This window comes from Nostoc sp. ChiQUE02, assembly GCF_034531305.2.
Taxonomy (GTDB): domain Bacteria; phylum Cyanobacteriota; class Cyanobacteriia; order Cyanobacteriales; family Nostocaceae; genus Nostoc.
The window spans coordinates 309,275-332,807 of sequence record NZ_JAVRBN020000004.1; the positions used below are offsets into that span (position 1 = coordinate 309,275).

A 23,533-nucleotide genomic window follows, 5' to 3' on the forward strand; every position below is an offset into this window, starting at 1 on the left:
GAACCTCAACGTTGACCCTCTGAACCTCAACGATGACCTTCTGAACCTCAACGATGACCTTCTGAACCTCAACGATGACCTTTTTTAAGATACAAGGTTAGCTAGAGTGACAGCAAAACCCGGTTTACTAGTATAACCTTAGAAATATTTCCTAAGCAGGAGATAAACAACAGGACACGTGTCCTATCCTAGTCATTCTATAGGAATAGGAAAAGGAGATGTCTGTAACAAAGCGGCTGGAAATTTTAGATTTAATTCGAGAGCTTCGGCAGCAACTTAATCTTTCTCAGAAACAGTTTGCTGCTAAAGTAGGAGTTTCCTTCAAAACAGTCAATCGTTGGGAGAACGGGCATACACTGCCTTCGCGGATAGCGCTAAAACTAATAGAAGAAATGTTACGAAAGATGGGTGAACCCGGCAAAAGACTGCTAAATCAGTATTTCCCAGAAGCAGAGTAGGGTTATGAGTCGTAAGGTGAGGGCATCTGAACCCCAAAACATCTTTGCTGGTGGTAGAGACAAGGGCGCATTCATCCAGGAGAAACTGCTGCACTATGGTGTTGCTTTCTTATCCGTTGCCTTAGCACTGCGGGCAACTCTGCTACTAACTCCATATCTCACCCCAACGCCTGCGGCGCTGTTTTTTGCTGCGGTGATGGTGAGTGCCTGGTACGGTGGCTTAGGACCAGGGTTACTTGCAACCGTTTTGTCTACTTTGGCAGTCAATTACTTCTTTTTTAAGCCACTCTCTCCGCAAAACATTACAAATTTGAATGTTGTAGTTCCCTTGCTAGTGTTCATGCTGACAGCAGGGTTAATCAGCTCGCTTAACGAATCACGCCGCACAGCCCAACGGCAAGCTGAGGAAAGCCTGAAGTCACTACGCGAAAGCGAGGCACGGTTTGGTCGCTTAATAGAGTCCAATATTATTGGGGTGATTGTAGCTGATCTGAACGGCTTAATTATTGAAGCCAATGATGCCCTTCTACTAATGCTTAATTATACCCGCGAGGATTTGCGCTCTGGTCGAATCCGCTGGGGTGAGATCGTTCCACTCGAATACATTGAAGTGAGTGAGCGATCAATTCAAGAACTTACAATTACTGGGAGTTGTAAGCCCTTTGAGCAGGAATATATCCGCAAAGACGGTTCTTTAGTTCCCGTCCTACTTGGCTTTGCTAAACAGGGAGATAGGACAATCATTGGTTTTGTTCTTGACTTAAGTGAACGCAAACAAGCCGAAGCAAAAGCCCAACTTCGCTCCCGCCAAGCAGAAGTTGCCCAGAGCATTTTGCAAATGCTCCTAGAACACGTCCCAGAGGGAATTACTATCACTGGTGGCCCCCCTGATTTCCCAATCATCGCTAACAGCAAACTCGCACAAGAGCTTTTAGGCAGACCGAGTGAATCTCTCGTTGGCATGTCTTCTGGCGACTACGTTCAGTCCTACGGTCTGTTCCAGGCTGATGGTGTAACGCCCCTCACCTTGGAGCAACTACCTTTATACCGTGCTACGCGCTATGGTGAAACGATCCACGATGAAGAATGCATCATTGAACGTCCAGATGGTACTACAATTACAGCGATCGCCAATGTAGTACCAATTCGGGATTCCGAAGGTGAAATTATTGGTGCAATAGATTGCTGGCGCGATATCACCAACCGTAAGCTCACAGAGGAAGCACTGCAACAACGAGAAACAGAACTTCGCTTGATTACAGATACGTTGCCAGTTCTAATTACCTTTGTAGATTCAGAACAACGCTACCGCTTCAACAATCGAGCCTATGAAGAATGGTTTGGGCATCCGGCGGCAGAAGTTTATGGGAAGCATCTTTGGGAAGTTTTGGGTGAATCCGCTTATGAAGTGCTTCGTCCTTATGTGGAACAAGTACTGGCAGGAGAGCAGGCCACTTTTGAAAGTCAAGTTCCTTATAAAGATGGTGGCACACGTTACATTAATGCTATTTACGTTCCCCAGTTTAATAGACAGGGAATTGTTGAAGGGTATGCGGCATTGATCACTGATATCAGCGAACAGCAAGCTGCGCTACGCGATCGCCAGCAGGCAGAAGCAGCGTTGCGTGACAGTGAGGAGCGATACCGAATTTTAACGGAAGTGTCACCGCAGGCTATTTGGATGGGCGATAGCGATGGTGGTATTACCTATTGCAATCAATACTGGTTAGACTTTACCGGACTGACAATGGAGCAGACCGCTGGCTATGGCTGGATTTATGTCATTCACCCCGATGACCGCGATCGCGTCTTTAAAACTTCGAGGGAGGCTGTTACTAACGCCACAGACTACGAAGTAGAAATTCGCTTCCGTCGAGTTTCTGATGGTAGCTATCGTTGGCATATTGTGCGGGGTTTGCCATTTCGAGATGCAGTGGGAAAGATTATCAAGTGGGTGGGCATCGCCAGTGACATTCACGATCGCAAAGTTGCCGAAGCTGCCCTGCAACAACTGAACGAAATGCTGGAGCAAAGGATTCAAGAGCGCACTGTCCAACTCGAAGCTGCCAATAAGGAACTCGAATCCTTCTCTTATTCAGTCTCTCACGACTTGCGAGCACCGCTTCGCCACATCGGCGGATTTATAGAATTGCTTCAGAAGCGCCATACCTCAACCAGCTTAGATGAAACGAGTCAGCGCTATTTGAAAATAATTTCAGAAACTGCAAAACAAGCAGGAATACTGATTGATGAGTTGCTGACATTTTCTCGGATGGGGCGCACTGAAATGCGCTACATCAACCTCAATATGGAGGAATTGGTACAAGAAGTAAAACGCGATTTGATCGCAGAAACCCCAGGACGGATAATCCATTGGCACATCGATTCACTACTAGAAGTGCAGGGTGACCCCTCCATGCTGCGGCTTGTGCTTCGCAACGTGATGGGCAATGCCGTAAAATATACCCAGACTCGAAACCCAGCAGAAATTACTGTTGGAAGTACTGACAATGAAAACGAAGTTGTCTTTTTTGTACAAGATAACGGCGTAGGCTTTAATATGCAATATGTTCACAAGCTATTCGGAGTATTTCAACGCCTGCATAGCGACCCACAATTTGAAGGCACAGGTGTTGGTTTGGCAAACGTGCAACGCATAATTCATCGACATAACGGTCGAGTCTGGGCAGAGGCTGTAGTTGACAGTGGAGCCACCTTTTATTTCTCGCTGCCTAAGTTGTTTACAAAGGAGAGTGAATGAAAGAACTCAAGCGAATTCTGCTAATTGAAGACAGTGCCAACGATGCAGAATTAATATTGGCTGCCTTGTCGGAAAACCATCTTGCCAACGAAGTTGTGGTCGTACGTGATGGAGAAGAAGCACTGGATTATCTTTATCGCCGGGGTTTGTTTCGCTTGCGAATGGAAGGGTATCCTGTTGTAGTGCTGCTCGATTTGAAACTACCTAAAATCGATGGACTAGAAGTTTTAGCAGAACTCAAATCTGACCCAGTCATGCGAGTAATTCCAGTTGTGGTACTCACCTCTTCCCGCGAGGAACCTGACCTAGTTCGATGCTACGAGTTAGGGGTGAATGCCTATGTTGTGAAGCCAGTAGATTATCATGATTTTGTCGATTCTATTAAGGGTGTTGGACTATTTTGGGCAGTGATCAATCAGCCTCCCGTTGGTGCTCTACCGCCGGCACCTCATCGTCAACAGGAGAGCAAGTGATGAATGTCCTCCGTTTCCTCCTTTTGGAAGACAGCCTGTTAGATGCAGAGCTTACCCAAATGATATTAAGCGAAGGGGGAATTAATTGCGAACTGATCCGAGTCGAAACCGGTGCTGATTTCCTAGCTGCTCTAGAAGCAGAGACTTTCGATTTAATTCTTGCCGATTATGCCCTGCCATCTTTTGATGGAATTTCTGCCTTGGAAATTGCCCGAAATCGCACTCCTGAGGTTCCTTTTATCTTTGTCTCTGCCGTGCTGGGTGAAGAATTAGCGATCGAAGCTTTGAAGAATGGGGCAACCGATTATGTATTAAAGCAACGACTAGGGCGGTTAATTCCCTCGGTGCAACGGGCATTGCGGGAAGCTAAGGAGCGGCGTGAGCGCAAGCAAGCAGAGGAGTCTTTACAGAAGAGTGAAGCCAGGTATCGCAGAATTGTTGATACCTCTTATGAGGGAATCTGGATGATTGACTCTCAAATCCGAACGGAGTATGTGAATCAGCGGTTGTCACAGATGTTGGGCTATCCGGCAGAAGAAATACTTGGTCGTTCCATGTTTGATTTTATGGATCGGGCTGATGATATCGCAGCCCAAGAGAAATTGGAGTGGCTGAAGCGAGAAGGAAGCGATCTTAAAGAAGGTCGATTGCGCTGCAAGGATGGTTCGTATATCTGGACACTGATTTCTGCTAGAGCGATTTTTGGTGAACAAAATGAGTTCTTAGGTGCGATCGCTATGTTAACTGATATCACCGATCGCAAACGCACGGAAGAAGAACGCGATCGCCTTTTGCAACTTGAGAAAAGAGCCAGGGAGGAAGCAGAAGCTGCTAACCGCATCAAAGATGAGTTTCTGGCGGTACTTTCCCATGAATTGCGATCGCCGCTAAATCCGATTCTCGGTTGGGCAAAACTGTTGCAGAGCCGTAAATTTGATGAGACTTCGCTTAAAAAAGCACTGGAAACTATTGAACGCAATGCCAAATTACAAGCTGAACTAATTGAAGACTTGCTGGATGTTTCTCGCATCCTCCAAGGCAAACTCAATCTCAACATGTTTCCAGTCAATCTAGCATCCACTATTAAAGCAGCAATAGAAACAGTGCGTTTGGCAGCAGAAGCTAAAAGCATTCAGATAGAAACGATGCTTGAGCCGACTGTGGGGAGAGTTTTGGGTGATTCAGTTCGCTTACAACAAGTCCTCTGGAACCTTTTATCGAATGCTATCAAGTTCACAGCAACTGGGGGACAAGTAAATGTGCGATTGGAGTGCATCGACGATCAAGCTCAAATTACCGTCAGCGATACAGGTAAGGGCATTCACCCTGACTTCCTACCTCATGTGTTTGACTATTTCCGTCAGGGTGATAGTACAACAACTAGAAAGTTTGGTGGACTAGGGTTAGGTTTAGCGATCGCTCGTCACTTGATTGAGATGCATGGTGGAACGATTTGGGCCGAAAGTCTTGGCGAGGATCGAGGAGCGATCTTCACAGTTAGGTTACCGCTGATCAAAGACGGTGCAACAATCAAGGATGACATAAATATTGATTCCTCAACTGTCGCTTTTACCTCTTCTCCCCTCAAGGGTGTACAAGTTCTGATTGTGGATGACAATGCTGATACCCGCGACTTTTTCAGCTTTGTGCTGGAGCAGTTTGGTGCGATCGTCACCGCAGTAGCATCAGGCGATGAAGCATTACAAGCGCTAAAACAGTCAAAGCCAGACATCTTACTCAGCGATATTGGGATGCCAGAGATGAACGGCTATATGCTGATGCAACAGGTGCGGAATCTAGAAGCAGCAGCAGGGGGAAAACAGATGCCAGCGATCGCTCTGACTGCTTATGCAGGTGAAATCAATCACCAGCAAGCACTAAAAGCAGGGTTTCAACAGCACATCGTTAAACCTGTTGCACCAGAGGATTTGCTCATGGCGATTTCTAATTTAGTCCAATCTACTTAGGTGTTTGCAATCAACCTGGGTAATTAGATCAAGCTCGTTAATGTTACAGATTTTAAACTATTCTTCATAGGTAATATGGCGTTTTCAATTGCCTGGAATACCTCCGGTTCATGCATAAAAATGTTGTGTACCAACTGCGTGTTCTGATAAAAGGTTTATTGTCTTATCAAAGATTTATATAGCCCTAAACGCTTGGGTTGAGCAACAGCGAAACCCAACAAAGCCTTGATAATGTTGGGTTTCGTTCCTAAACCCAATCTACGCCAGTTTTAGTTTTTAGCCCTAACTAAACCGTATTGTTATATAGCGTTACTTAATCATTAGTAAATGATGAAATCCACGGCTTGCAATAGATGTCGGGCTTCTAAACTTGGGTCTTTCACAAATAAAATAGAATTACTATATAGATGATTTTTATGTAGAAGATTTAATAATAAGTCAATTTTATCCGTGTTTGTACCCTATCATAACTTTACGGATGCTCTTAGAATCAACCTAAATTTCTATCCGTAAGGAGTCAGATATGAAGACTTATGACATATCTTTCATAAAAACAAATGGACTCACGACCTTGTTGGTATTTATCTCAGTTATATTTATTTTATCATTAACTTTAATTTTCTCATTTTTTGAATATATTCAAGGATTTTCAACTCAAGAAAAAATTGAATACATCACGCAAGCATTAACAACTCTTGCCATTATCATTGGGGGATTAGCATTAATAATTAATGCTTACTATACTTCTAGACTCTCTCTGGACGAGAATCAGAGCCTGTTAACCCAACTCCTTGCTGGGACACTAGCTTGGGATAAAAACATCGGAACTTGTATCAATTACACACAACCAACTCCACAAGAAATTGTTCCTGAACGCTTTTCTAAAGCAATTGAACAACTGGGAAATGAAAAGATTGAAACGCGATTTGCCGCAATTTATGCTTTAGAACGAATTGCTAAGGATTCTCCGAAAGACCATTGGACAATCATGGAAATCCTCGCTGCTTTCATCCGCGAGAATGCCCCAGTGAATCAAAAATATGAGGACGAGTTACAGGAGTCATCAAAACTTCCTACAGATATTCAAACAGCCTTAACTGTCATTGGACGGCGTGATTCACATAAAGATCCGGTAAATCAAAAACTAGATTTACGCAATACAGACCTCAGTAATGCAGACTTAACAGAAGCTAACCTCTCCAGAGCAATTCTTGGAGGAGCTAACTTGCAATGGGTCAATTTTACCCGAGCAAATCTCTCTGAGGCAGACTTATCGGTAACCTATCTTTGTGGGTCAATCTTCTATCAAGCCAACCTCTCTAAAGCAATCCTCCCAGAAGCCAATCTCCAAGGCGTAGTCCTCAGAAAAGCGAACCTCTCTAAGGCAATCCTTTATGATGCCAACTTAGAAGGAGCAATCCTTTGTGATGCCAACTTAGAAGGAGCAATCCTTTGTGATGCCAATTTAGAAGGAGCAATCCTTTGTGATGCTAACTTGGAAGAAGTCAACTTCGAGGGTAGCAATCTCCAAGATGCGAACCTGATTGGCAGTAACTTGCAAAGGGCAAAACTTGCTGGAGCTAACTTAGGAAGTGTATTACTTAGTACAGCTAACCTCCAAGAAGCTAATCTCCAAGAAACTAACCTCTGTGGAGCCAACTTAAGTGGCTCAGAAAATCTAGAATTACAGCAGATTGAACAAGCAATTGGCGATCGCACAACAATCCTACCGGAAAATCTGAAAATACCCCAACACTGGCGGTAACAAAAAGCTAAAGTCTCACCAGCTAAAACTTGATTACACGATAGGGATGCATAGCTATGCGTCCCTATCGTCTTTAATATTTAGAAAAATCGTCTCTGTAGTTTTACTAATGCCAATCTATCAACTCATTTGCTAGAGATGTCTATTGGTTTACTGTTATATAAGAAATGCTTGCCAGAGTCTGGAGTGCATCAATTGTGGGCATCGATGCCGTCAAAGTAGGTGTGGAAGTCGATGTGTCAGGGGGATTACCGGGAATTGTTGTCTTGGGACTGCCAGATTCAGCGATTCAAGAATCAAGAGAAAGAGTCAAGGCAACTTTGAAAAATGCTGGCTTTGCCTTTCCGATGCGAAAGATAGTAATTAATTTAACTCCGGCAGATTTACGCAAAGAAGGCCCCTGTTTCGATTTGCCTATTAGTGTGGGAATTTTGGCGGCTTCTGAGCAAGTTAGCGCTGATTTGTTGGGGGATTATCTATTTTTGGGCGAAGTCTCTTTGGATGGCAGTTTGCGTCCAGTGGCTGGTGTATTGCCGATCGCAGCAGCTGCCCAAAATATGGGAATTGCAGGTTTAGTTCTCCCTGCTGATAATGCCCAAGAAGCAGCAGTAGTTGAAGGCTTGGCTGTTTACGGCTGTAAACATCTGTCTGATGTGGTGAATTTTTTAAATAATCCGGGGCGTTACAAACCTGTGCAGGTGGATAGTACAGTGGAGATGACAAAAGCATCTTACCCTGGTGCAGATTTGCATGATGTGAAAGGACAGGCTCATGCACGTCGTGCTTTAGAAATTGCTGCTGCTGGTGGGCATAATCTAATTTTTGTCGGGCCGCCTGGTAGTGGGAAGACCATGCTAGCACGGCGCTTACCAGGAATCTTACCACCCTTGAGCTTTGCCGAATCTTTGGAAGTGACTCGCATTCATTCGGTGGCTGGTTTATTGAAAAATCGCGGTTCATTGGTACGCGATCGCCCTTTTCGCAGTCCCCACCACTCGGCATCTGGGCCTTCTCTTGTGGGTGGTGGTAGCTTCCCTCGTCCTGGAGAGATTTCACTATCTCATAGAGGTGTACTATTTCTTGACGAATTAACAGAGTTTAAACGTGATGTATTAGAATTTCTCCGTCAACCTTTGGAAGATGGCTACGTCACAATTTCCCGCACCAAGTTATCGGTAATGTTTCCTGCACAGTTTACTTTGGTGGCAAGTACTAATCCCTGTCCTTGTGGTTACTATGGCGATACTATCCAACAATGTACTTGCTCTCCCCGCCAACGCGAGCAATATTGGGCAAAGCTTTCTGGACCATTGATGGATCGAATTGATTTACAAGTTGCAGTGAATCGCTTGAAACCAGAGGAGATTACGCAACAACCTACCGGAGAAACATCAACATCAGTCCGCGAACGGGTTCAACAAGCAAGCGATCGCGCAATTACTCGCTTTCAAAAAGAAGCAAATTTGCGTTGCAATGCCCACATGCAAAGTCGCCATCTCCAGGAATGGTGCAAGCTAGATGATGCTAGTCGCAATTTATTAGAAGTAGCAATTAGAAAATTAGGTTTATCGGCAAGAGCAAGCGATCGCATTCTCAAAGTAGCACGGACTATTGCAGATTTGGCGGGAGAGGATGAGCTAAAAACCAATCATTTGGCGGAAGCAATTCAATATCGCACAATCGATAGAATGCAATAGTTTTCTGACTTGACTGAGGCGATTTCTTCGGCTTTCAACCAAAAAAATCCCCGCAAGGGGACTGAAGCATATTGCTATCCGTATAGACTCTACTAAATTCTTCCTCTAGAACGCTGCACAAACTCCCTTCGGAGGATGCCGTTACTCAGTAAATCAGTATCCAATATATCAGGAACTAAGCCACATCCCATAAGGAGACTGATTGAATGAATTTGCAGGCGATTTGGAAGTTGTTCCAAGAGACGTTTAAAGAATGGAGTGAGGATAAAGCCTCACGGTTAGCGGCGGCGTTAGCTTATTACACGATTTTTTCGATTGCACCGTTGCTAATTATTGTAATTGCGATCGCAGGCGCAGTATTTGGAGAGGAAGCGGCAAGAGGTCAAATCTTTGGACAAATTAAAGGTTTAGTCGGTCCAGAAGGGGCAGCATTTATCCAAACAGCTATTCAGAATGCTAACAAACCCCAAACAGGAGCGATCGCTTCCATTATTAGTATTGTAGTTTTGCTCTTAGGTGCTACTGGTTTATTTACCGAGTTGCAAGATTCCCTCAACACGATTTGGGAAGTGAAACCGAAACCTGGACGCGGCGTCACTAACATTATTCGCCTGCGCGTTTTGTCTTTTGCAATGGTGATAGGTATTGGCTTTTTACTTTTAGTTTCTCTGGTAATTAGTACGGTATTAGCAGCATTAGTAACATACTTTAGTAACTTGCTGCCAGGTGTCGATTTCCTCTGGCAGATTTTCAATTTCATCCTCTCTTTTGCCATCACTACTTTCCTGTTTGGACTCATTTTTAAAGTCCTACCAGATGTCAAAATTGGTTGGAGTGATGTTCTAATTGGAGCTATGCTCACCTCCTTTTTGTTTTCTATCGGGAGATTTTTGTTAGGACAATATTTAGGTAATGGCAGTTTTGGTTCAGCCTATGGTGCAGCTGGTTCACTGGTGGTAATTTTAGCTTGGGTTAACTATGCCGCACAGATTCTTTTCTTCGGTGCGGAGTTTACCCAAGTTTATGCCAGAAGGTACGGCAGCGGTATAACCCCAACTAAACATGCCATACCTTTATCTGATAACACGGAATATAATGGTACGGCTCCAACGGGGCAATCGTCCACTAAGAAAAAGCCTTCTTCTAGCTTTATTAATCGCTTGTTCCAGCCTTTCAAGAAGTCCAAGCGTTTAAAACAGAGAAGAAAAAATCAGCGATTTTAATCCCTGAATACTGGGATTATACGTTTGTAACTCTGATAGATGTTGAAGTATCTAATTCCTAATAAAAGTCAGTTTTATGAAATAAGACCACAGATAAATAACCTGATACTGGATTTTTTCCAGATTCTATCGAAAAAAGGAGAAAATCAGTGCTAAAAGAAAAATGGTTTTATATCAATTGGCAGGCAATTTTTGTTCCTAGCATCAGCGTCTTTGAGTTAATTATCCGCGGGTCGCTGGTTTACTTAGCGTTGTTCTCAGTGTTACGTCTGCTTCCTAGCCGACAACTAGGGACATTAGGAATTACTGATTTACTTGTAGTTGTGCTATTTGCTGAAGCTGCTCAAAATGCTATGGCAAGTAATTACACCTCGATTACTGAAGGCGCTATCCTGGTAGGAACAGTGATTTTTTGGAGTTACTTGCTCAACTGGTTGGGTTACAAACTTCCTCAATTCCAACGTTTCCTGAATCCGCCACCGCTGCTATTAGTAAAAAATGGTCGGATGATTGAGCGCCATCTGCAACGAGAGTTAATTACAGATGATGAGTTGATGAGCAAGTTACGTCAGCAAGGTGTAGAATTTTTAGCTGATGTCAAGTTGGCATATATGGAAGCTGACGGCAGGATTAGTATCATCACGTCGGATTCAAAAACTAGTTCCGTCCCTGAGCAAAAAGTAGCATTAAAAAGTGATCTACATTAATTAGACTGTAAAATATGACGGTTGTATTCTGTGCCGAACTGTGATTGAGCGTTATACTTTGCCCGAAATGGCTAATCTGTGGAGTGAAGCCTATAAACTAAAAACTTGGCTGCAAGTCGAAATTGCTGTTTGTGAGGCTCAAGCTGAACTTGGTTACATTCCATCTGAGGCGGTTGAAGAAATTAAAGCCAAGGCAGATTTTGACCCAAAGCGGGTGCTGGAAATTGAGGCTGTAGTCCGCCACGATGTCATCGCTTTCTTGACAAATGTCAATGAATATGTGGGAGATGCCGGACGCTACATTCACCTGGGTTTAACTAGTTCGGATGTACTGGATACAGCTTTAGCACTGCAATTAGTTGCCAGTTTGGATATATTGTTGCAACGTCTGGAAGATTTGATTCAGGTAATTCGCCAAAAAGCACGGGAACATCGGCATACAGTGATGGCTGGCCGATCGCATGGTATTCACGCTGAACCGATTACTTTTGGTTTCAAACTAGCTGGTTGGTTAGCAGAAGTGTTGCGACACCAAGAACGTTTGAGAATACTCCGCCAAACTATTGCCGTGGGTAAGATTTCTGGTGCAGTGGGAACTTATGCAAATGTAGAACCGCGTGTAGAAGCGATCGCTTGCCAAAAACTCGGATTAAAACCCGATACGGCCTCAACCCAAGTTATTTCCCGCGATCGCCACGCTGACTACGTGCAACAATTAGCTTTGGTAGCCGCATCCATCGAACGCTTTGCTGTAGAAATTCGCAATCTCCAAAAAACAGACGTTTTAGAAGTTGAAGAATTCTTCGCCAAAGGTCAAAAAGGCTCCTCGGCAATGCCACACAAGCGCAACCCCATCCGTTCGGAACGGCTGACGGGAATGGCGCGACTCGTCAGAAGTCATGCCGGTGCAGCTTTAGAAAACGTTGCTCTTTGGCATGAGCGGGACATTTCCCACAGTTCTGTAGAACGGGTAATTTTGCCAGATGCTTGCACATTGACCCACTTTATGTTGTCAGAAATAACCGACTTGGTCAAAAACCTGTTGGTCTATCCTGAGAACATGGAACGGAATCTCAACTGCTATGGCGGCGTTGTGTTCAGCCAAAAAGTGCTACTGGCTTTAATAGACAAGGGAAGCAGCCGAGAAGATGCTTATGCGATCGTCCAAGAAAGTGCTCACGCCGCTTGGAACAAAGCAGAAGGCAACTTCCAGAACTTGATTAGCAAAGACCCGCGTGTTACCCAAAAGTTGTCCCCAGCAGAATTAGAGGTGTGTTTCGACCCCCAGCAGCATCTTCAGCATTTAGAGGAAGTTTACCAACGATTGGGAATTTAGAATTAATTTGCTTGTAGTGAGCGCTTAAGCGCTTACTACTAACTTGTTACCCAAAAAATACGCAGATAATCTAATAAAGATATATAAAAATACCAAGAATATTTAGTATCGCATTGCAGAAGACTCTCTGTTTGATGCTGGAATTCTTGCTAGCCCTGGGTAGTATACATAATAAATAAGTAAGTATTTATTAGTGCTACAAGTACCTTAATGATTGAAATCCTAGCCACACTTTCTGCCTCTGCGGCAGCAGGAATGAGAATAGGCATACCTTTGCTGATTATTGGACTCTTACAGGGTAGTAACTTATGGTCGCAAGTTCCGATTTTATCTCACATTTCTCCACCAATATTATTAGGTTGCCTTACCAGTTGGTCATTAATTGAATTATTAGCCTCCAAAAAGCTATGGGGGCAAAGATTACTCCAAGTGATTCAGTTATTCATGTCTCCCCTTGTGGGTGCAATTATGGGATTAGGAGTAGCTACCGCAACAGCAACACCAAACTGGCTAATTGCCTTAATTGGAGGTTTGCTAGCTTTGGTACTCCAGCTAGTCCAAGTTGGTTGGTTCTATCGGTTACGTGGCTTACCGTTGTGGGCAGTCTTTCTTCAAGATACCTTGTGCATTGCTCTAGTACTTTTTGCCTTTGATGCTCCTTGGCAAGGAGGATTAATTGCTTTAATACTGCTCTGGTTTGCAGTTCGTAGTGCGAAGCAGTGGTATGACTGGTATCACAAAGGGATAAGGCATCGGGGACTATGGACTTCCAGAAATTGAAAAAGAAATCAGGAGCAGAACGTTTCTTGCTCCTGATTTCTGTAACGCCTTTACCTGGTAGTTGAGGTGAATATACGGAAAAATTCTGTATAATACATGGATATGAATATTATCTGAATTAACTAAAAAATTTATGTTTATTATAAGGGCGAACATCCACAACCCTTATTTAGCCTCTCTAGGGTTACGGTAAAAATAATACTTATTGACTTAAGGGTAATGTAGAAATGGGACACATTCAATCACAAGCTTCGCATAAGGAGATTATGCCGGAGCTATTAGTATTTCAAGATAATCGGCTTTTGCTAGTAAAGGGTATAGAAGGAGAGCGCGTTTTCTGGTGGCCACCAGGTGCTTACTGGATATCCGAAAAAATATGCGATCTGCAAGTCGAAGAACCGAAGCAATGGATTGAACGGGTCTTACGCAGTCAGGTTGGTGTTGAGTTGGCACAAGTTTCTCTAAAAAGCGTTAATTTTGTTGCCGTTAATCATGCTCCTGTATTCGTTTATCAGGTTAACGTTCAAGGGGAACCGAAGCACAACACAGAACGCGGATTTCTAGCAACAGATTTCTTTGAACAGAATAACCTACCACAAAACTTAGGTCGTGACGAGAAGCATGGCTTGTGGCTGCATGAGTTGTTAGAAGAATATTGGACAGACTAACACATCAAAAACTGTCAGAAATGTAACTCAAGGGAGCATATTAATTGAGCACTTGGTTCAGAAGACTCGGACGAAGGTTTGCTGCATTTGCTGATTCTCTTTGGTTAGAGTTGTTTGTTGGTATTGGGAGTGGACTTTTATCATTACAGAGCGGACAACAAAATAACCTCTGGAGTCAAATAGCGAACGTTGCAATTTCTGCGATTGTCGGTGGTTCAGTTCCTTTGCTTATTAAGTTATACATAAGACTTGGGGAAGCTGTTCCAACAGTGAATACATTAAAAAATGTACTTCAAAATTTTAATAATTTGGAAAACAGGTTTCTACCAACCCTGTACGTCACTGAAACGATGAAGTCGTTTCACGAACGATGGATAGAATGGCGAATAAGTCTTAATCTTCATGGAGATATTGGAGAACTTGAGGAAACAGCTTGGACACTTTTGGCTGAAGCATATCTTCACGAAGAAAGTGAAAAGATTGCATCAAAATATGTCCTAACAAATACTAACCGTTACACAGTACTTGTTACTGAGGCAAGTAGATACTTAGAGAAGTATCACTCATCTAACGGAAGTTCGCCACAACAGAAAAAGATGCTCCGCTACCAGATCACTGGTATGCTGCCAGAAGAATTCTATAATGGCTCTCAAATTGAATTTACGGCTAATAGTTCTCAGCCAATTTTCTTTTGCCACAAGTGGGAAAACTACCAAGATTTCTACGCTCCTGAATATAAAGGTCTGAATGAAAAGCTTAATGTTAAGCGATGTATCGTAGTCCGCGAACCAAATTTACGTCGTGAAGAGATTAGCGCATTATCAACGCTGACTGATTTAGAAGGTCAGGCAGAGCTTTCAATGATTGATCGTGAACGCCGCGTATTTGATGATTTACCTATTGAGAGTGAGAGCGTAAAAAAAAGGCTGTTTCGCAAATGTGCTCAAGAGCAACAGCAAAACCATAATGACTTAATCAGCAGCATCCTTGGAAGGCAGCGATACAATTATTGGCCAGTAGCCCTTACCCAAGAATGTGGTTCTGATAAGCAATGGGTTCCTCTATTAGATGTATTTTCTAAAGCTTTTCATGGGGATAAGCCCAATGATGCCTCGTATTGTGCTTTAAATGAGAATACATGGAATGTTATCAAAAACAATAGACTTCTTAAAGATTGCTTCAAACCTGGCTGGATTCCTGAAATAGCTTTATTTGGAGGACTGGGGAGTGGTAAAGATCCTGAGTGTTGGTATTTCGGCATTTTAGGACATTGGCGCCCTTTTACTTCGGATATTGAGCTTCGCTTTCTAACCAGTGAGCAAACACGCCAGTTATATGCAGCTTTTACATCCGATATCTACGAAAAGAGTACAAATAAGGGAACCTTGCTATCACTAAAGTCTAGACTCAGACCATCTAATTAGTATTTTGGGGACTTCCAGAAAATAAGTTATCCCGCAAGCAATAATATTAATCAATCTGAGGGGGTAAAGAGGCTGCAAGCAGCCTCTTTTTAGTGAGGGAGTGAGGAATTAATAACCAATGCCCCTGCCTTTTACTGCAAAATCCCAATCATGTGCAAGAAGCCGTGACCAGTAATCAGTTCTATGATTAAGGCAATAAAACCCAGCATGGCAATCCGACCATTCCATACTTCAGCACTAGTCGTCAGACCCCACTCCCAACGCTCTTGAGGGTACATTTTTACCATCTTTTTCATTTGGGCAGCTTGTGAAAGCTTGAAACTGGGGTTTTTCAGCGCATCAATCACTAATTGGGCTAGTGCATTAATAAATACTGGATGGGTATTAGGAGCCGGTACGCGGCGGAAGTTATGAATTCCTGATTCTTCAGCTACTTCCCGATACTCAATATCAATTTCTTGTAGTGTCTCAATATGCTCTGAGACAAAACTGATTGGCACTACAACCAAATCTTTCACGCCTTGTGCACCCAGTTCTTTGAGGGCATCTTCAGTATAGGGTTGAAGCCATTCTACTGGGCCGACACGACTTTGGTAAGCTAGGGTATGGACATTGGGCTGATTGAGAGTCTGCATAATCAGGGCAGTACATTCCTCAATTTCCTGCTGATAAGGGTCGCCTGCTTCTTCAACGTAGCTTTTCGGAACGCCGTGAGCACTGAAGAATATATGAACCTCATCTGGATTAGGAAACTGCTCAAGTTCCTGGGCTATGAGTTGCGCCATTGCTTGGAGGTAGCCTGGTTGTTTGTACCAAGAAGGAATAACGGTGTAATCAATGGGTTGAAGTTTTGGATCTTCTTGCCAAAGCTTTTCTAAAAGCCGGAAGCTGGAACCACTGGTACTGATGGAAAACTGGGGATATAGTGGTAATATTACCAGGTGTTCTACATTATCTTGGGTGATCTGTGCGATCGCCTCTTCTGTATAGGGATGCCAATAACGCATTCCCACGTAAATTTTAGCTTCTTGTCCCAAATAACTCAATTGTTCTTTTAAAGCTTCGCCTTGTGCTTCTGTGATCCGCCGCAGTGGAGAACCGCCACCAATTTGCTTATAATTTTCTTGAGATGTTCTGGTTCGCCGCGTGGCAATAAACCAGGCTAGGGGCTTTTGCAACCAGCGAAATGGTAGGCGAATAATTTCCGGATCGGAAAATAGGTTGTACAAAAACGGCCCGACATCCTCTAGCTTATCGGGGCCACCGAGATTGAGTAATAAGACGCCTACACGACCCATAGCAGTTACTTTCCCCCAATCTTTTCAGGTTTTTTACTAATGTTAACAATATATCTTTATTAAATAATAAAGCTTAATAGCAAGGAAATATGCAATGGCAACAATTTTAAGGGATTGGAGTTACCGCTATCAGTGGCTGTATGACGGTATTTCGCGTTTAGCAGCCTTAAGTGTAGGTGGTGAAGCCCGTTTTCGCCAACTTGCTTTGCAAGGCTTAACAATTCACTCAGATACTCAGGTGTTAGATTTATGTTGCGGTAGTGGTCAAACGACGGAATTTTTGGTTAAAATTTCACAAAATGTAACAGGATTGGATGCCTCACCCAAATCTTTGCAACGGGCGCGGCAAAATGTACCATTAGCTTCATATATTGAAGCTTTTGCTGAGGAGATGCCATTTGCAGATAATCTGTTTGATGTGGTGCATACCAGCGTTGCATTACACGAGATGCAACCTCAGCAATTACGAAAAATTATTAATGAAGTTTATCGGGTACTGAAACCAGGAGGGGTGTTTACACTGGTGGATTTTCACGCTCCGACAAATCCGATATTCTGGCCTGGGGTATCAGTGTTTTTGTTGTTGTTTGAGACAGAAACAGCTTGGCAATTGTTGAAAACTGATTTGGCTGGATTATTAACTGAGACTGGCTTTGAAGTGAGTGAACCAACTTTATATGCAGGTGGTAGTTTACAAGTGATACAGGCGAAGAAATGAAGGATAATTTGTTTGTGTAGGCTTGTGCAAACGGTGATTTGATTGCACGGGATACACCAAGTTCTGCCCAGGTATTTGTAGACCAGATATTTCTATCTGTAGAATGTCTACAACAGTTTTTGCTATCAGGGCAGTACCAGAAATCGCTCAAGAGGATATTCGAGAGATTATCTTTGGTAGTTAGTGAATTGTATATTTAGTCAGCGATGATGAGGTAAATATTTTAACCGTGTTTCATTCTTCAAGGCAGCTAAAGCTTTGATTAATGTTTATGTTTTGATAGCGATCGCTCCTTATCTATAGGCGAAAACTGAGGTAGCAAACGCAGTCAGTATTACAGTAAACTGATTGGTAAACAGTACTATGTATAGTATAGTACTGTACGGTTCATCAACATTAAAGATTAAAGTTTTCGCCAATTCAAGGTAGAGATGATGAAAGAAATAACACGCCGTAAATTTATCGCAACTGCCACCTTAGCGACGGGTTTTGCCCTAGCAGTACAACCGATTTCTGCGGGAGTCATCACCACCGACGCTAAGGGGTTGATAGCTGGTGCGGTAAAAATTCCTGTCAAAGATGGCGAAATTCCTGCTTACAGAGCAGTACCTGCGACTGGTGAAAATTTCCCCATCGTCCTGGTGCTTCAGGAAATATTTGGTGTACATGAGCATATTCAGGATGTGACTCGTCGTTTTGCCCAGTTGGGGTATTTAGCGATCGCACCCGAATTATTTGTGCGTCAAGGCGATGTCTCGAAGTTAAGTAGCATAAACGACATTCGCCCAATTGTTGCCAAAGTACCAGATGCCCAAGTGTTATCCGATCTTGATGCTACGGTAGACTGGGCTGTGAAATCAGCTAAGGGTAATGCCGACAAATTGGCGGTTACAGGTTTCTGTTGGGGCGGTCGCATAACCTGGCTATACGCAGCACATAATCCCAAAGTCAAGGCAGGTGTGGCGTGGTACGGGCGACTCGTGGGTGATGCTACCGAACTTCAGCCCAAGTATCCCGTTGATATTGCATCGACGCTGAAAGTCCCAGTTCTCGGACTCTACGGGGGGAAAGATACAGGTATTCCCCTCGATACAGTAGAGCAGATGCGCGATCGCTTAAAGTCCAGCAGCAGCAAATCTGAAATCATCGTCTACCCTGATGCACCCCACGCATTTTTTGCCGATTATCGCCCCTCCTACCGCGAGAAAGAAGCCAAAGAAGGTTGGCAAAGGCTTTTGGCATGGTTTAAGCAGCATGGGGTGTAATATTGTGTTCGGGTAATGACTTATCATTTGGACCGCAGTTCTTGCTGGGGGCAGGGAGCAGGGAGCAGGGAGAAAGAGGTTTTTACGATTTTTGCACAGATGTGGTAATCATAAGTGATTAACCGGACTTGGTGTAAGTCTGCGGAACATAGAAAAGCCTCCCATACTGGTGGGAGGCTTAAAAGTTAGCGGAGACAACTTGTTAAACTACAGCGTAACTACAGCGAATGCTCCTCCTAATGCAGAGAAAATAGCGGATACGAGTGCTGTAGCAAACAGCCACCAAGCCGCTGTAGCTGCGGCTTTGCGGGTTTCCTCTGCTTGCCGCTGTGCTTGATGTTTTACCTCTTCTAGGCGGCGTTGGGCTTCGCGCTGTAGACGTTCTGCACGTTGCAATACTGTGTTGCGTGCCCGTTCAATTTGGTCGATGATCCGGTTGGCATCTTCCTCGGAGATATCCTCACGAGAACTCATAATTGCCACTAGGGTATCACGGTCGAAAGAGGAGAGGCGATCGCGCAGGGCATCAAACCCCGCCTGGGGATCGTCAAAAAATGTGCGAACATCACGCTTGATACTATCGTAGTTAAGTTCTGGGCGATCCAGGGAGTTGAGATAGTTGCGGATACGGGCAAAAACCCCATCAATTGCATCTTGAATCCCTCGTTGGATGTTCCGCACTTGTTCTACAAATTGATCCCTTACGGATACGATGTTATCGGCAATCCGCGCTGCTTCTTCATCGGAAATATCTTCCCGAATTTTCAACAGGGCGATGATGGTAGAACGGTCAAAATGGGAAAGGCGATCGCTAAAAGTTTCTACCCCAACTCGCGGATCGTGTAACAGGAGTTGCAAGTCGCGTTTAATACCTTCAGGATTAAGTTCTTCCTTGCCAGTTTGACGCAGATACTCTTCCAGATAAGCTTTGAATGTTTCCGCTCTTTGCTGTGTGCGGGTAGCTAGGCGACGAGGCGCACGGATAAAGTTGCGAATCGAAGTTTGGGTGGAATCAATGATTTCATTGACTTGTTCTTCACTCAAGTCTTTGCGTTGACTGAGCAGTTTCACCAGTGTATCCCGGTCTAACTGTGACAGCCGACGGCGCAGTGCTACGGCTCCCTCCTTGGGATTTTCAAACAATCTGGTCAAATCTCGCCCAATACCTTCTGGATTCAGTTCTTGTTTACCAGTATTCCGTAGGTAATCTGCGATCGTGGTGGTCACAGAGTCGTATTGCTCTTTAGCTTTATCCACAACAGCTTGGGGTGTGTGGCGAATACTATGCCACGACTCTTCAGCAGCATTGATGATTTGATTAACTTGATCTTCACTCAAATCTTGCCGCTGACTCAACAATTGCACTAAGGTATCGCGGTCAAAGCGAGACAAGCGTGCCCGAATTGAGCTAATTCCAGCTTGGGGATCTTCTAGTAGCTTTTTGAAGTCGGCGCGGATGCCATCAGGATTCAGTTCTGATTTCTTAGTATTACGCAGATATGATTCTACATTTAGCCACAATGTTTCTGCTTGATATTGCGCCTGTTCAGCTAGTCCTTTGGATTCTACCAAGACGCGATCGCGTTGTTTTTCCAACTCATCCAGAATGCTGTCTACTTCATATAGCTGGACATCATTCCGTTGCAGCAATATCTCCCGCATTTCCTGGCGTTCAACTTGCGCCAGTCGCAATACCAGGGTTTCATAATCTACCTCTGAGTCTTGCAACAGTGGTCTAAAATTCCGTTCAATACCTTCGGCTGTCAAATCTGCTTTCGGGGTAACGAGCAGATAACTTTCCACTGCGCGTTGCAAGTCTTGGACTATCTCTCTTTCTTCGATACCTGTAACTGTCACTAGCACTTCTTTGCGGACAGCTTCTAGTTGATTTGCAATGCGCTGAATTTGTCCTTGGGTAAGCAATCCCCGCTGTTGCAGAATATTGACGAAATCGTTGCGGGATAGTCGTTCTAGTTCCCTACGGACTATTCCAGGATCGGCTGCTGGGTCGTAGATGACATCACGAAATTCCTGGGCGATTTTTTCTTGACTCAGTTGCCAAGCATAAGTGTTGTGCAGGTAGTTTTCGACATCAGCCCGAATTGGGCTATAGGGTTGCGATGGTGTTGGCAAGCCTAGCTTATCTGCTTGTTGAGTAACTTTATCTTTGGCAGTGGTGAGGCTACGCAAGATTTTTTCCACATCCAAATCAGACAAATCTGTGCGTCCCAACACAATGCCGGTTAAAGCAGATAGTCCTTGCTGGAGTGTACTTTGAATTGGCCCAGTAGCTGCCTTTTGGTCAGCTTCTTTGGAGCCACGAGTTTCTGCTACTAATCGATCCAGCTTGGCGTTGAGTTCATCTGTCTTACTTTGTCCTGGTGGGAGTGATTTCAGATAATCGATTAACTCACCCAGACGGTCTTGGGTGGGTGGCTGCTGACCCACCACTTGCTGCCAAACTTTATACAAAGTATCAGCAATGCGGTTAACGTCTTTTTTGGAAAGGTCGGTGCGGCTGCTGACTAACTCGATAAACTTTTGGCGGTCGATGTTGCGGATATCTGGAGTCCCAGCGATCGCTTTTAATTGCGGATCGTTGAGTAAATTTTCAAAGTCACTCCGAATCTTAGACACATCTAGTTCTGGAGGACGCAGCTTGTCTAAGTAATCTTCAATGTTTTCCCGGATACTTACGGGGTCAATGGCGCTTCCTAGTTCTCGACGGACAGCGGCGGCGGCGGCTTCAGCTGTGGCTACCACTTGGTTATTCACAGCTTTAGCGCCTAGTGCAGCGGTGGCTGTACCCATAATCGCCTGAAAGCCGGATGTTGCCGTATTGACAACTGAGCCAATTAAGGAACCTACGGTAGTAGAACTTACCCAAACGAGGAGCAAAAAGTAAGCACCCCAAATTACCAAGCCGAGAATCGCCCCCAATCCTGGGTCTAAGATTACCAGGCTTAATTTAACCGCGAGAAAAGAAGCTATTAATAAGGCGATCGTCACAGTGACTAATGTCCAAATTCCCACTGCTGTGCCGATTTTGCGAATACTGCCGCCTAAACTTCCGACTTCCCCACTATCTGAATCCGAGTCAGATGAGTGTCCCAGGTAGGAAATACCGGCTGCAAGGGAGAGATTAGTTAGAACTAATTGGAAAGCAAAGGCTAGGATCACGCCGGAGATTAAAGCCACAAAAAAGCGCGGCCCGGAAGTGAGAACCGATGCCTGTGCTGGCGTGACGTTGGAGGGATCTACTGGAGTCTGTGCCACCCATAATAGTGGTTTGTAGAGTCCCAGCATGATTTCCGTACTTTGGAACATTGTATTTCCTTCTACTAAGTTTAAATTTGGGGAATTAAGAATTTCTTGAGAAGCAACTCTTAGTATTTATGTTTGTACCTATGGCAATACCTAACTCTTTAGCTCAGAATCCTGGAATTTAGCTGTTTAAAGCATCTCTCCAAAGATTGAAAAGTGTATCCAGCGGAAGATATAACTTTTACTATCTATCGGTGTAAATCTTAAACAAACTCCTACCTACTATTAATTATGTATAGCTAAATTTTTAATTTTTAATTGCTTATTTGTAGCGATTGATTCTGTTTAAATTTAGTTTGCTCACGAAACCTTTACATTTGTTTACATATCAATTTTTGCTCACCCTCCCAAGGTGGATTTGTCTGAAAAAATACGTTTCTGATAATCGTCCAGAAGAAGTGCCTACGGTTTGTGCCTACAGGCAGAAAGAAGTCTAGTTATAAACAGATACATTAAAGTTAACAAATGAATCGTTGAGGACAAACGAATGGCAACTCGTTCTTCCAGAGATTTGCCACTATTTCTAACAGAATGGAATGGCAAAGATCGCAATGAAATTCTGTTTGGCTGGACTCCTCAAGTGGACTCCTCAAGCCGAATCTAGAAAGGTCATTTTGCAATGATTGGCTTTTTTGCCTATTTACTTTGGGATTTAGTCGGTTATAGCGTTCTGGGTGACGTACTAGGCCTAATTGGCTAGTAAAAAAACTCAAAGATTAAACATCTCAGAAAATACTAGCTTTGGAAAGAAAAACAATGGAAACTCGTGAAACTCGTCCCTCTACCGATCTACCACCTGTTGCTAAAGCTTACAACGGTCGCGATCGCAATGAATTTCTGTTTGGCTGGACTCCCCAAGCAGAAATTTGGAATGGTCGCTTGGCAGCAATTGGTTTTCTAGCCTATTTACTTTGGGATTTAGCTGGCTATAGCGTTCTTCGTGACGTTTTGCACTTAGTTGGCTACTAGAGATTAAACGCTTAAAAAACTACTAGGTATTGGAGAACAAAAATGGCAACTCAAGGAACTCGTCCTTCTACTGATTTACCACCTATTGCACCAGAATACAACGGTCGCGATCGCAATGAATTTCTGTTTGGCTGGACTCCCCAAGCCGAAATCTGGAATGGTCGTTTTGCAATGATTGGTTTTCTTGCTTATTTACTTTGGGATTTAGCTGGCTATAGCGTCCTTCGGGATGTACTCCGGATAATTGGCTACTAAAGATTAAACGCTTAAAAAACTACTAGATATTGGAGAAAAAAATGGCAACTCAAGGAACTCGTCCTTCTACTGATTTACCACCTGTTGCACCAGAATACAACGGTGTAGATCGCAATGCATTTCTGTTTGGCTGGACTCCCCAAGCCGAAATTTGGAATGGTCGCTTGGCGGCTATTGGTTTCCTTGCCTATTTGCTTTGGGATTTGTCTGGTTATAGCGTCCTACGTGATGTATTGCACCTAATTAGCTACTAGTAGTCTGCCATAAGAATTATGACAGGTTAAGATAGTTTGTAGTAAGCACTTAAGTGCTTACAGCGGTTCCCATTCAGATGCGGTACAACATTGCATCACAAGTGTAGGGGTACGGCAATGCCATACCCCTACGAGTGTAGCTCACGTAAAAGCTTCTATGAAATACTTGCAAAGAACAGCGATCGCATTTG

General features: G+C 43.8%; 19 protein-coding genes and 1 pseudogene. 18 read left to right on the top strand and 2 right to left on the bottom strand.

The features are described 5' to 3' along the window. The first annotated feature begins 218 nt into the window (after positions 1 to 218). From RM347_RS06490 to RM347_RS06545, 12 genes are all read left to right on the top strand, one after another. Positions 219 to 458: a helix-turn-helix domain-containing protein gene (locus RM347_RS06490; protein ID WP_322717536.1), complete on the top strand. Its 240-nt coding sequence runs from the start codon at positions 219 to 221 to the stop codon at positions 456 to 458. A 4-nt stretch (positions 459 to 462) separates the two neighbouring features. Beyond that, entirely contained in the window at positions 463 to 3,219 is a 2,757-nt protein-coding gene (locus RM347_RS06495) for a PAS domain S-box protein (protein ID WP_322717537.1), read from the top strand. Then, on the top strand, positions 3,216 to 3,692 hold the full coding sequence (locus RM347_RS06500; RefSeq protein WP_322717538.1) for a response regulator: 477 nt from the start codon (positions 3,216 to 3,218) through the stop codon (positions 3,690 to 3,692). Before RM347_RS06495 ends, RM347_RS06500 begins: the two co-directional genes overlap by 4 nt. Continuing rightward, a complete protein-coding gene (locus RM347_RS06505; RefSeq protein ID WP_322717539.1) occupies positions 3,692 to 5,659 on the top strand; it encodes a hybrid sensor histidine kinase/response regulator in 1,968 nt (655 codons plus the stop codon). The genes RM347_RS06500 and RM347_RS06505 overlap by 1 nt, the downstream gene beginning before the upstream one ends. A 523-nt stretch (positions 5,660 to 6,182) precedes the next feature. Further along, positions 6,183 to 7,424 (top strand): pentapeptide repeat-containing protein, encoded by a 1,242-nt coding sequence (locus RM347_RS06510; RefSeq protein WP_322717540.1) that lies wholly within the window; start codon positions 6,183 to 6,185, stop codon positions 7,422 to 7,424. A gap of 167 nt (positions 7,425 to 7,591) precedes the next feature. After that, positions 7,592 to 9,121 (top strand): YifB family Mg chelatase-like AAA ATPase, encoded by a 1,530-nt coding sequence (locus RM347_RS06515; RefSeq protein WP_322717541.1) that lies wholly within the window; start codon positions 7,592 to 7,594, stop codon positions 9,119 to 9,121. A 206-nt stretch (positions 9,122 to 9,327) separates the two neighbouring features. Further along, the gene (locus RM347_RS06520) at positions 9,328 to 10,344 is read left to right on the top strand and encodes a YihY/virulence factor BrkB family protein (RefSeq protein WP_322717542.1); all 1,017 of its coding nucleotides are present in this window, start codon (positions 9,328 to 9,330) and stop codon (positions 10,342 to 10,344) included. 149 nt (positions 10,345 to 10,493) lie between these two features. Beyond that, positions 10,494 to 11,051, top strand: coding sequence for a DUF421 domain-containing protein (locus tag RM347_RS06525; RefSeq protein WP_322717543.1), 558 nt, complete (start codon positions 10,494 to 10,496; stop codon positions 11,049 to 11,051). A gap of 40 nt (positions 11,052 to 11,091) precedes the next feature. Next, the gene (gene purB, locus RM347_RS06530) at positions 11,092 to 12,387 is read left to right on the top strand and encodes an adenylosuccinate lyase (protein ID WP_322717544.1); all 1,296 of its coding nucleotides are present in this window, start codon (positions 11,092 to 11,094) and stop codon (positions 12,385 to 12,387) included. A 210-nt stretch (positions 12,388 to 12,597) separates the two neighbouring features. Beyond that, positions 12,598 to 13,167, top strand: a complete 570-nt coding sequence (locus RM347_RS06535) for a DUF4126 domain-containing protein (RefSeq protein ID WP_322717545.1) — start codon at positions 12,598 to 12,600, stop codon at positions 13,165 to 13,167. Between the two features lie 227 nt (positions 13,168 to 13,394). After that, positions 13,395 to 13,835: a hypothetical protein gene (locus tag RM347_RS06540; RefSeq protein WP_428850520.1), complete on the top strand. Its 441-nt coding sequence runs from the start codon at positions 13,395 to 13,397 to the stop codon at positions 13,833 to 13,835. 44 nt (positions 13,836 to 13,879) lie between these two features. Further along, positions 13,880 to 15,259, top strand: coding sequence for a hypothetical protein (locus RM347_RS06545; RefSeq protein ID WP_322717547.1), 1,380 nt, complete (start codon positions 13,880 to 13,882; stop codon positions 15,257 to 15,259). Positions 15,260 to 15,390: 131 nt separating this feature from the next. On the opposite strand, the gene hemH is transcribed toward RM347_RS06545, so the two are convergent. Next, the gene (gene hemH / locus RM347_RS06550) at positions 15,391 to 16,557 is read right to left on the bottom strand and encodes a ferrochelatase (RefSeq protein ID WP_322717548.1); all 1,167 of its coding nucleotides are present in this window, start codon (positions 16,555 to 16,557) and stop codon (positions 15,391 to 15,393) included. A 94-nt stretch (positions 16,558 to 16,651) separates the two neighbouring features. Here hemH and RM347_RS06555 point away from each other — a divergent pair, with 94 nt between their 5' ends. Then, a complete protein-coding gene (locus RM347_RS06555) occupies positions 16,652 to 17,275 on the top strand; it encodes a class I SAM-dependent methyltransferase (protein WP_322717549.1) in 624 nt (207 codons plus the stop codon). A 434-nt stretch (positions 17,276 to 17,709) separates the two neighbouring features. Further along, on the top strand, positions 17,710 to 18,540 hold the full coding sequence (locus RM347_RS06560; RefSeq protein WP_322717566.1) for a dienelactone hydrolase family protein: 831 nt from the start codon (positions 17,710 to 17,712) through the stop codon (positions 18,538 to 18,540). A gap of 207 nt (positions 18,541 to 18,747) precedes the next feature. On the opposite strand, the gene RM347_RS06565 is transcribed toward RM347_RS06560, so the two are convergent. Continuing rightward, on the bottom strand, positions 18,748 to 21,867 hold the full coding sequence (locus tag RM347_RS06565) for an MFS transporter (RefSeq protein WP_322717550.1): 3,120 nt from the start codon (positions 21,865 to 21,867) through the stop codon (positions 18,748 to 18,750). Positions 21,868 to 22,351: 484 nt separating this feature from the next. Here RM347_RS06565 and RM347_RS06570 point away from each other — a divergent pair. The 4 genes and pseudogenes from RM347_RS06570 (at position 22,352) to RM347_RS06585 (ending at position 23,342) form a co-directional block, all read left to right on the top strand. Beyond that, positions 22,352 to 22,564: pseudogene (locus RM347_RS06570) on the top strand (high light inducible protein). Between the two features lie 56 nt (positions 22,565 to 22,620). After that, positions 22,621 to 22,833, top strand: coding sequence for a high light inducible protein (locus RM347_RS06575; RefSeq protein WP_322717551.1), 213 nt, complete (start codon positions 22,621 to 22,623; stop codon positions 22,831 to 22,833). 42 nt (positions 22,834 to 22,875) lie between these two features. Continuing rightward, positions 22,876 to 23,088: a chlorophyll a/b-binding protein gene (locus RM347_RS06580; RefSeq protein WP_322717552.1), complete on the top strand. Its 213-nt coding sequence runs from the start codon at positions 22,876 to 22,878 to the stop codon at positions 23,086 to 23,088. A 41-nt stretch (positions 23,089 to 23,129) separates the two neighbouring features. Then, positions 23,130 to 23,342 (top strand): high light inducible protein, encoded by a 213-nt coding sequence (locus RM347_RS06585; protein WP_322717553.1) that lies wholly within the window; start codon positions 23,130 to 23,132, stop codon positions 23,340 to 23,342. Positions 23,343 to 23,533: the final 191 nt, after the last annotated feature.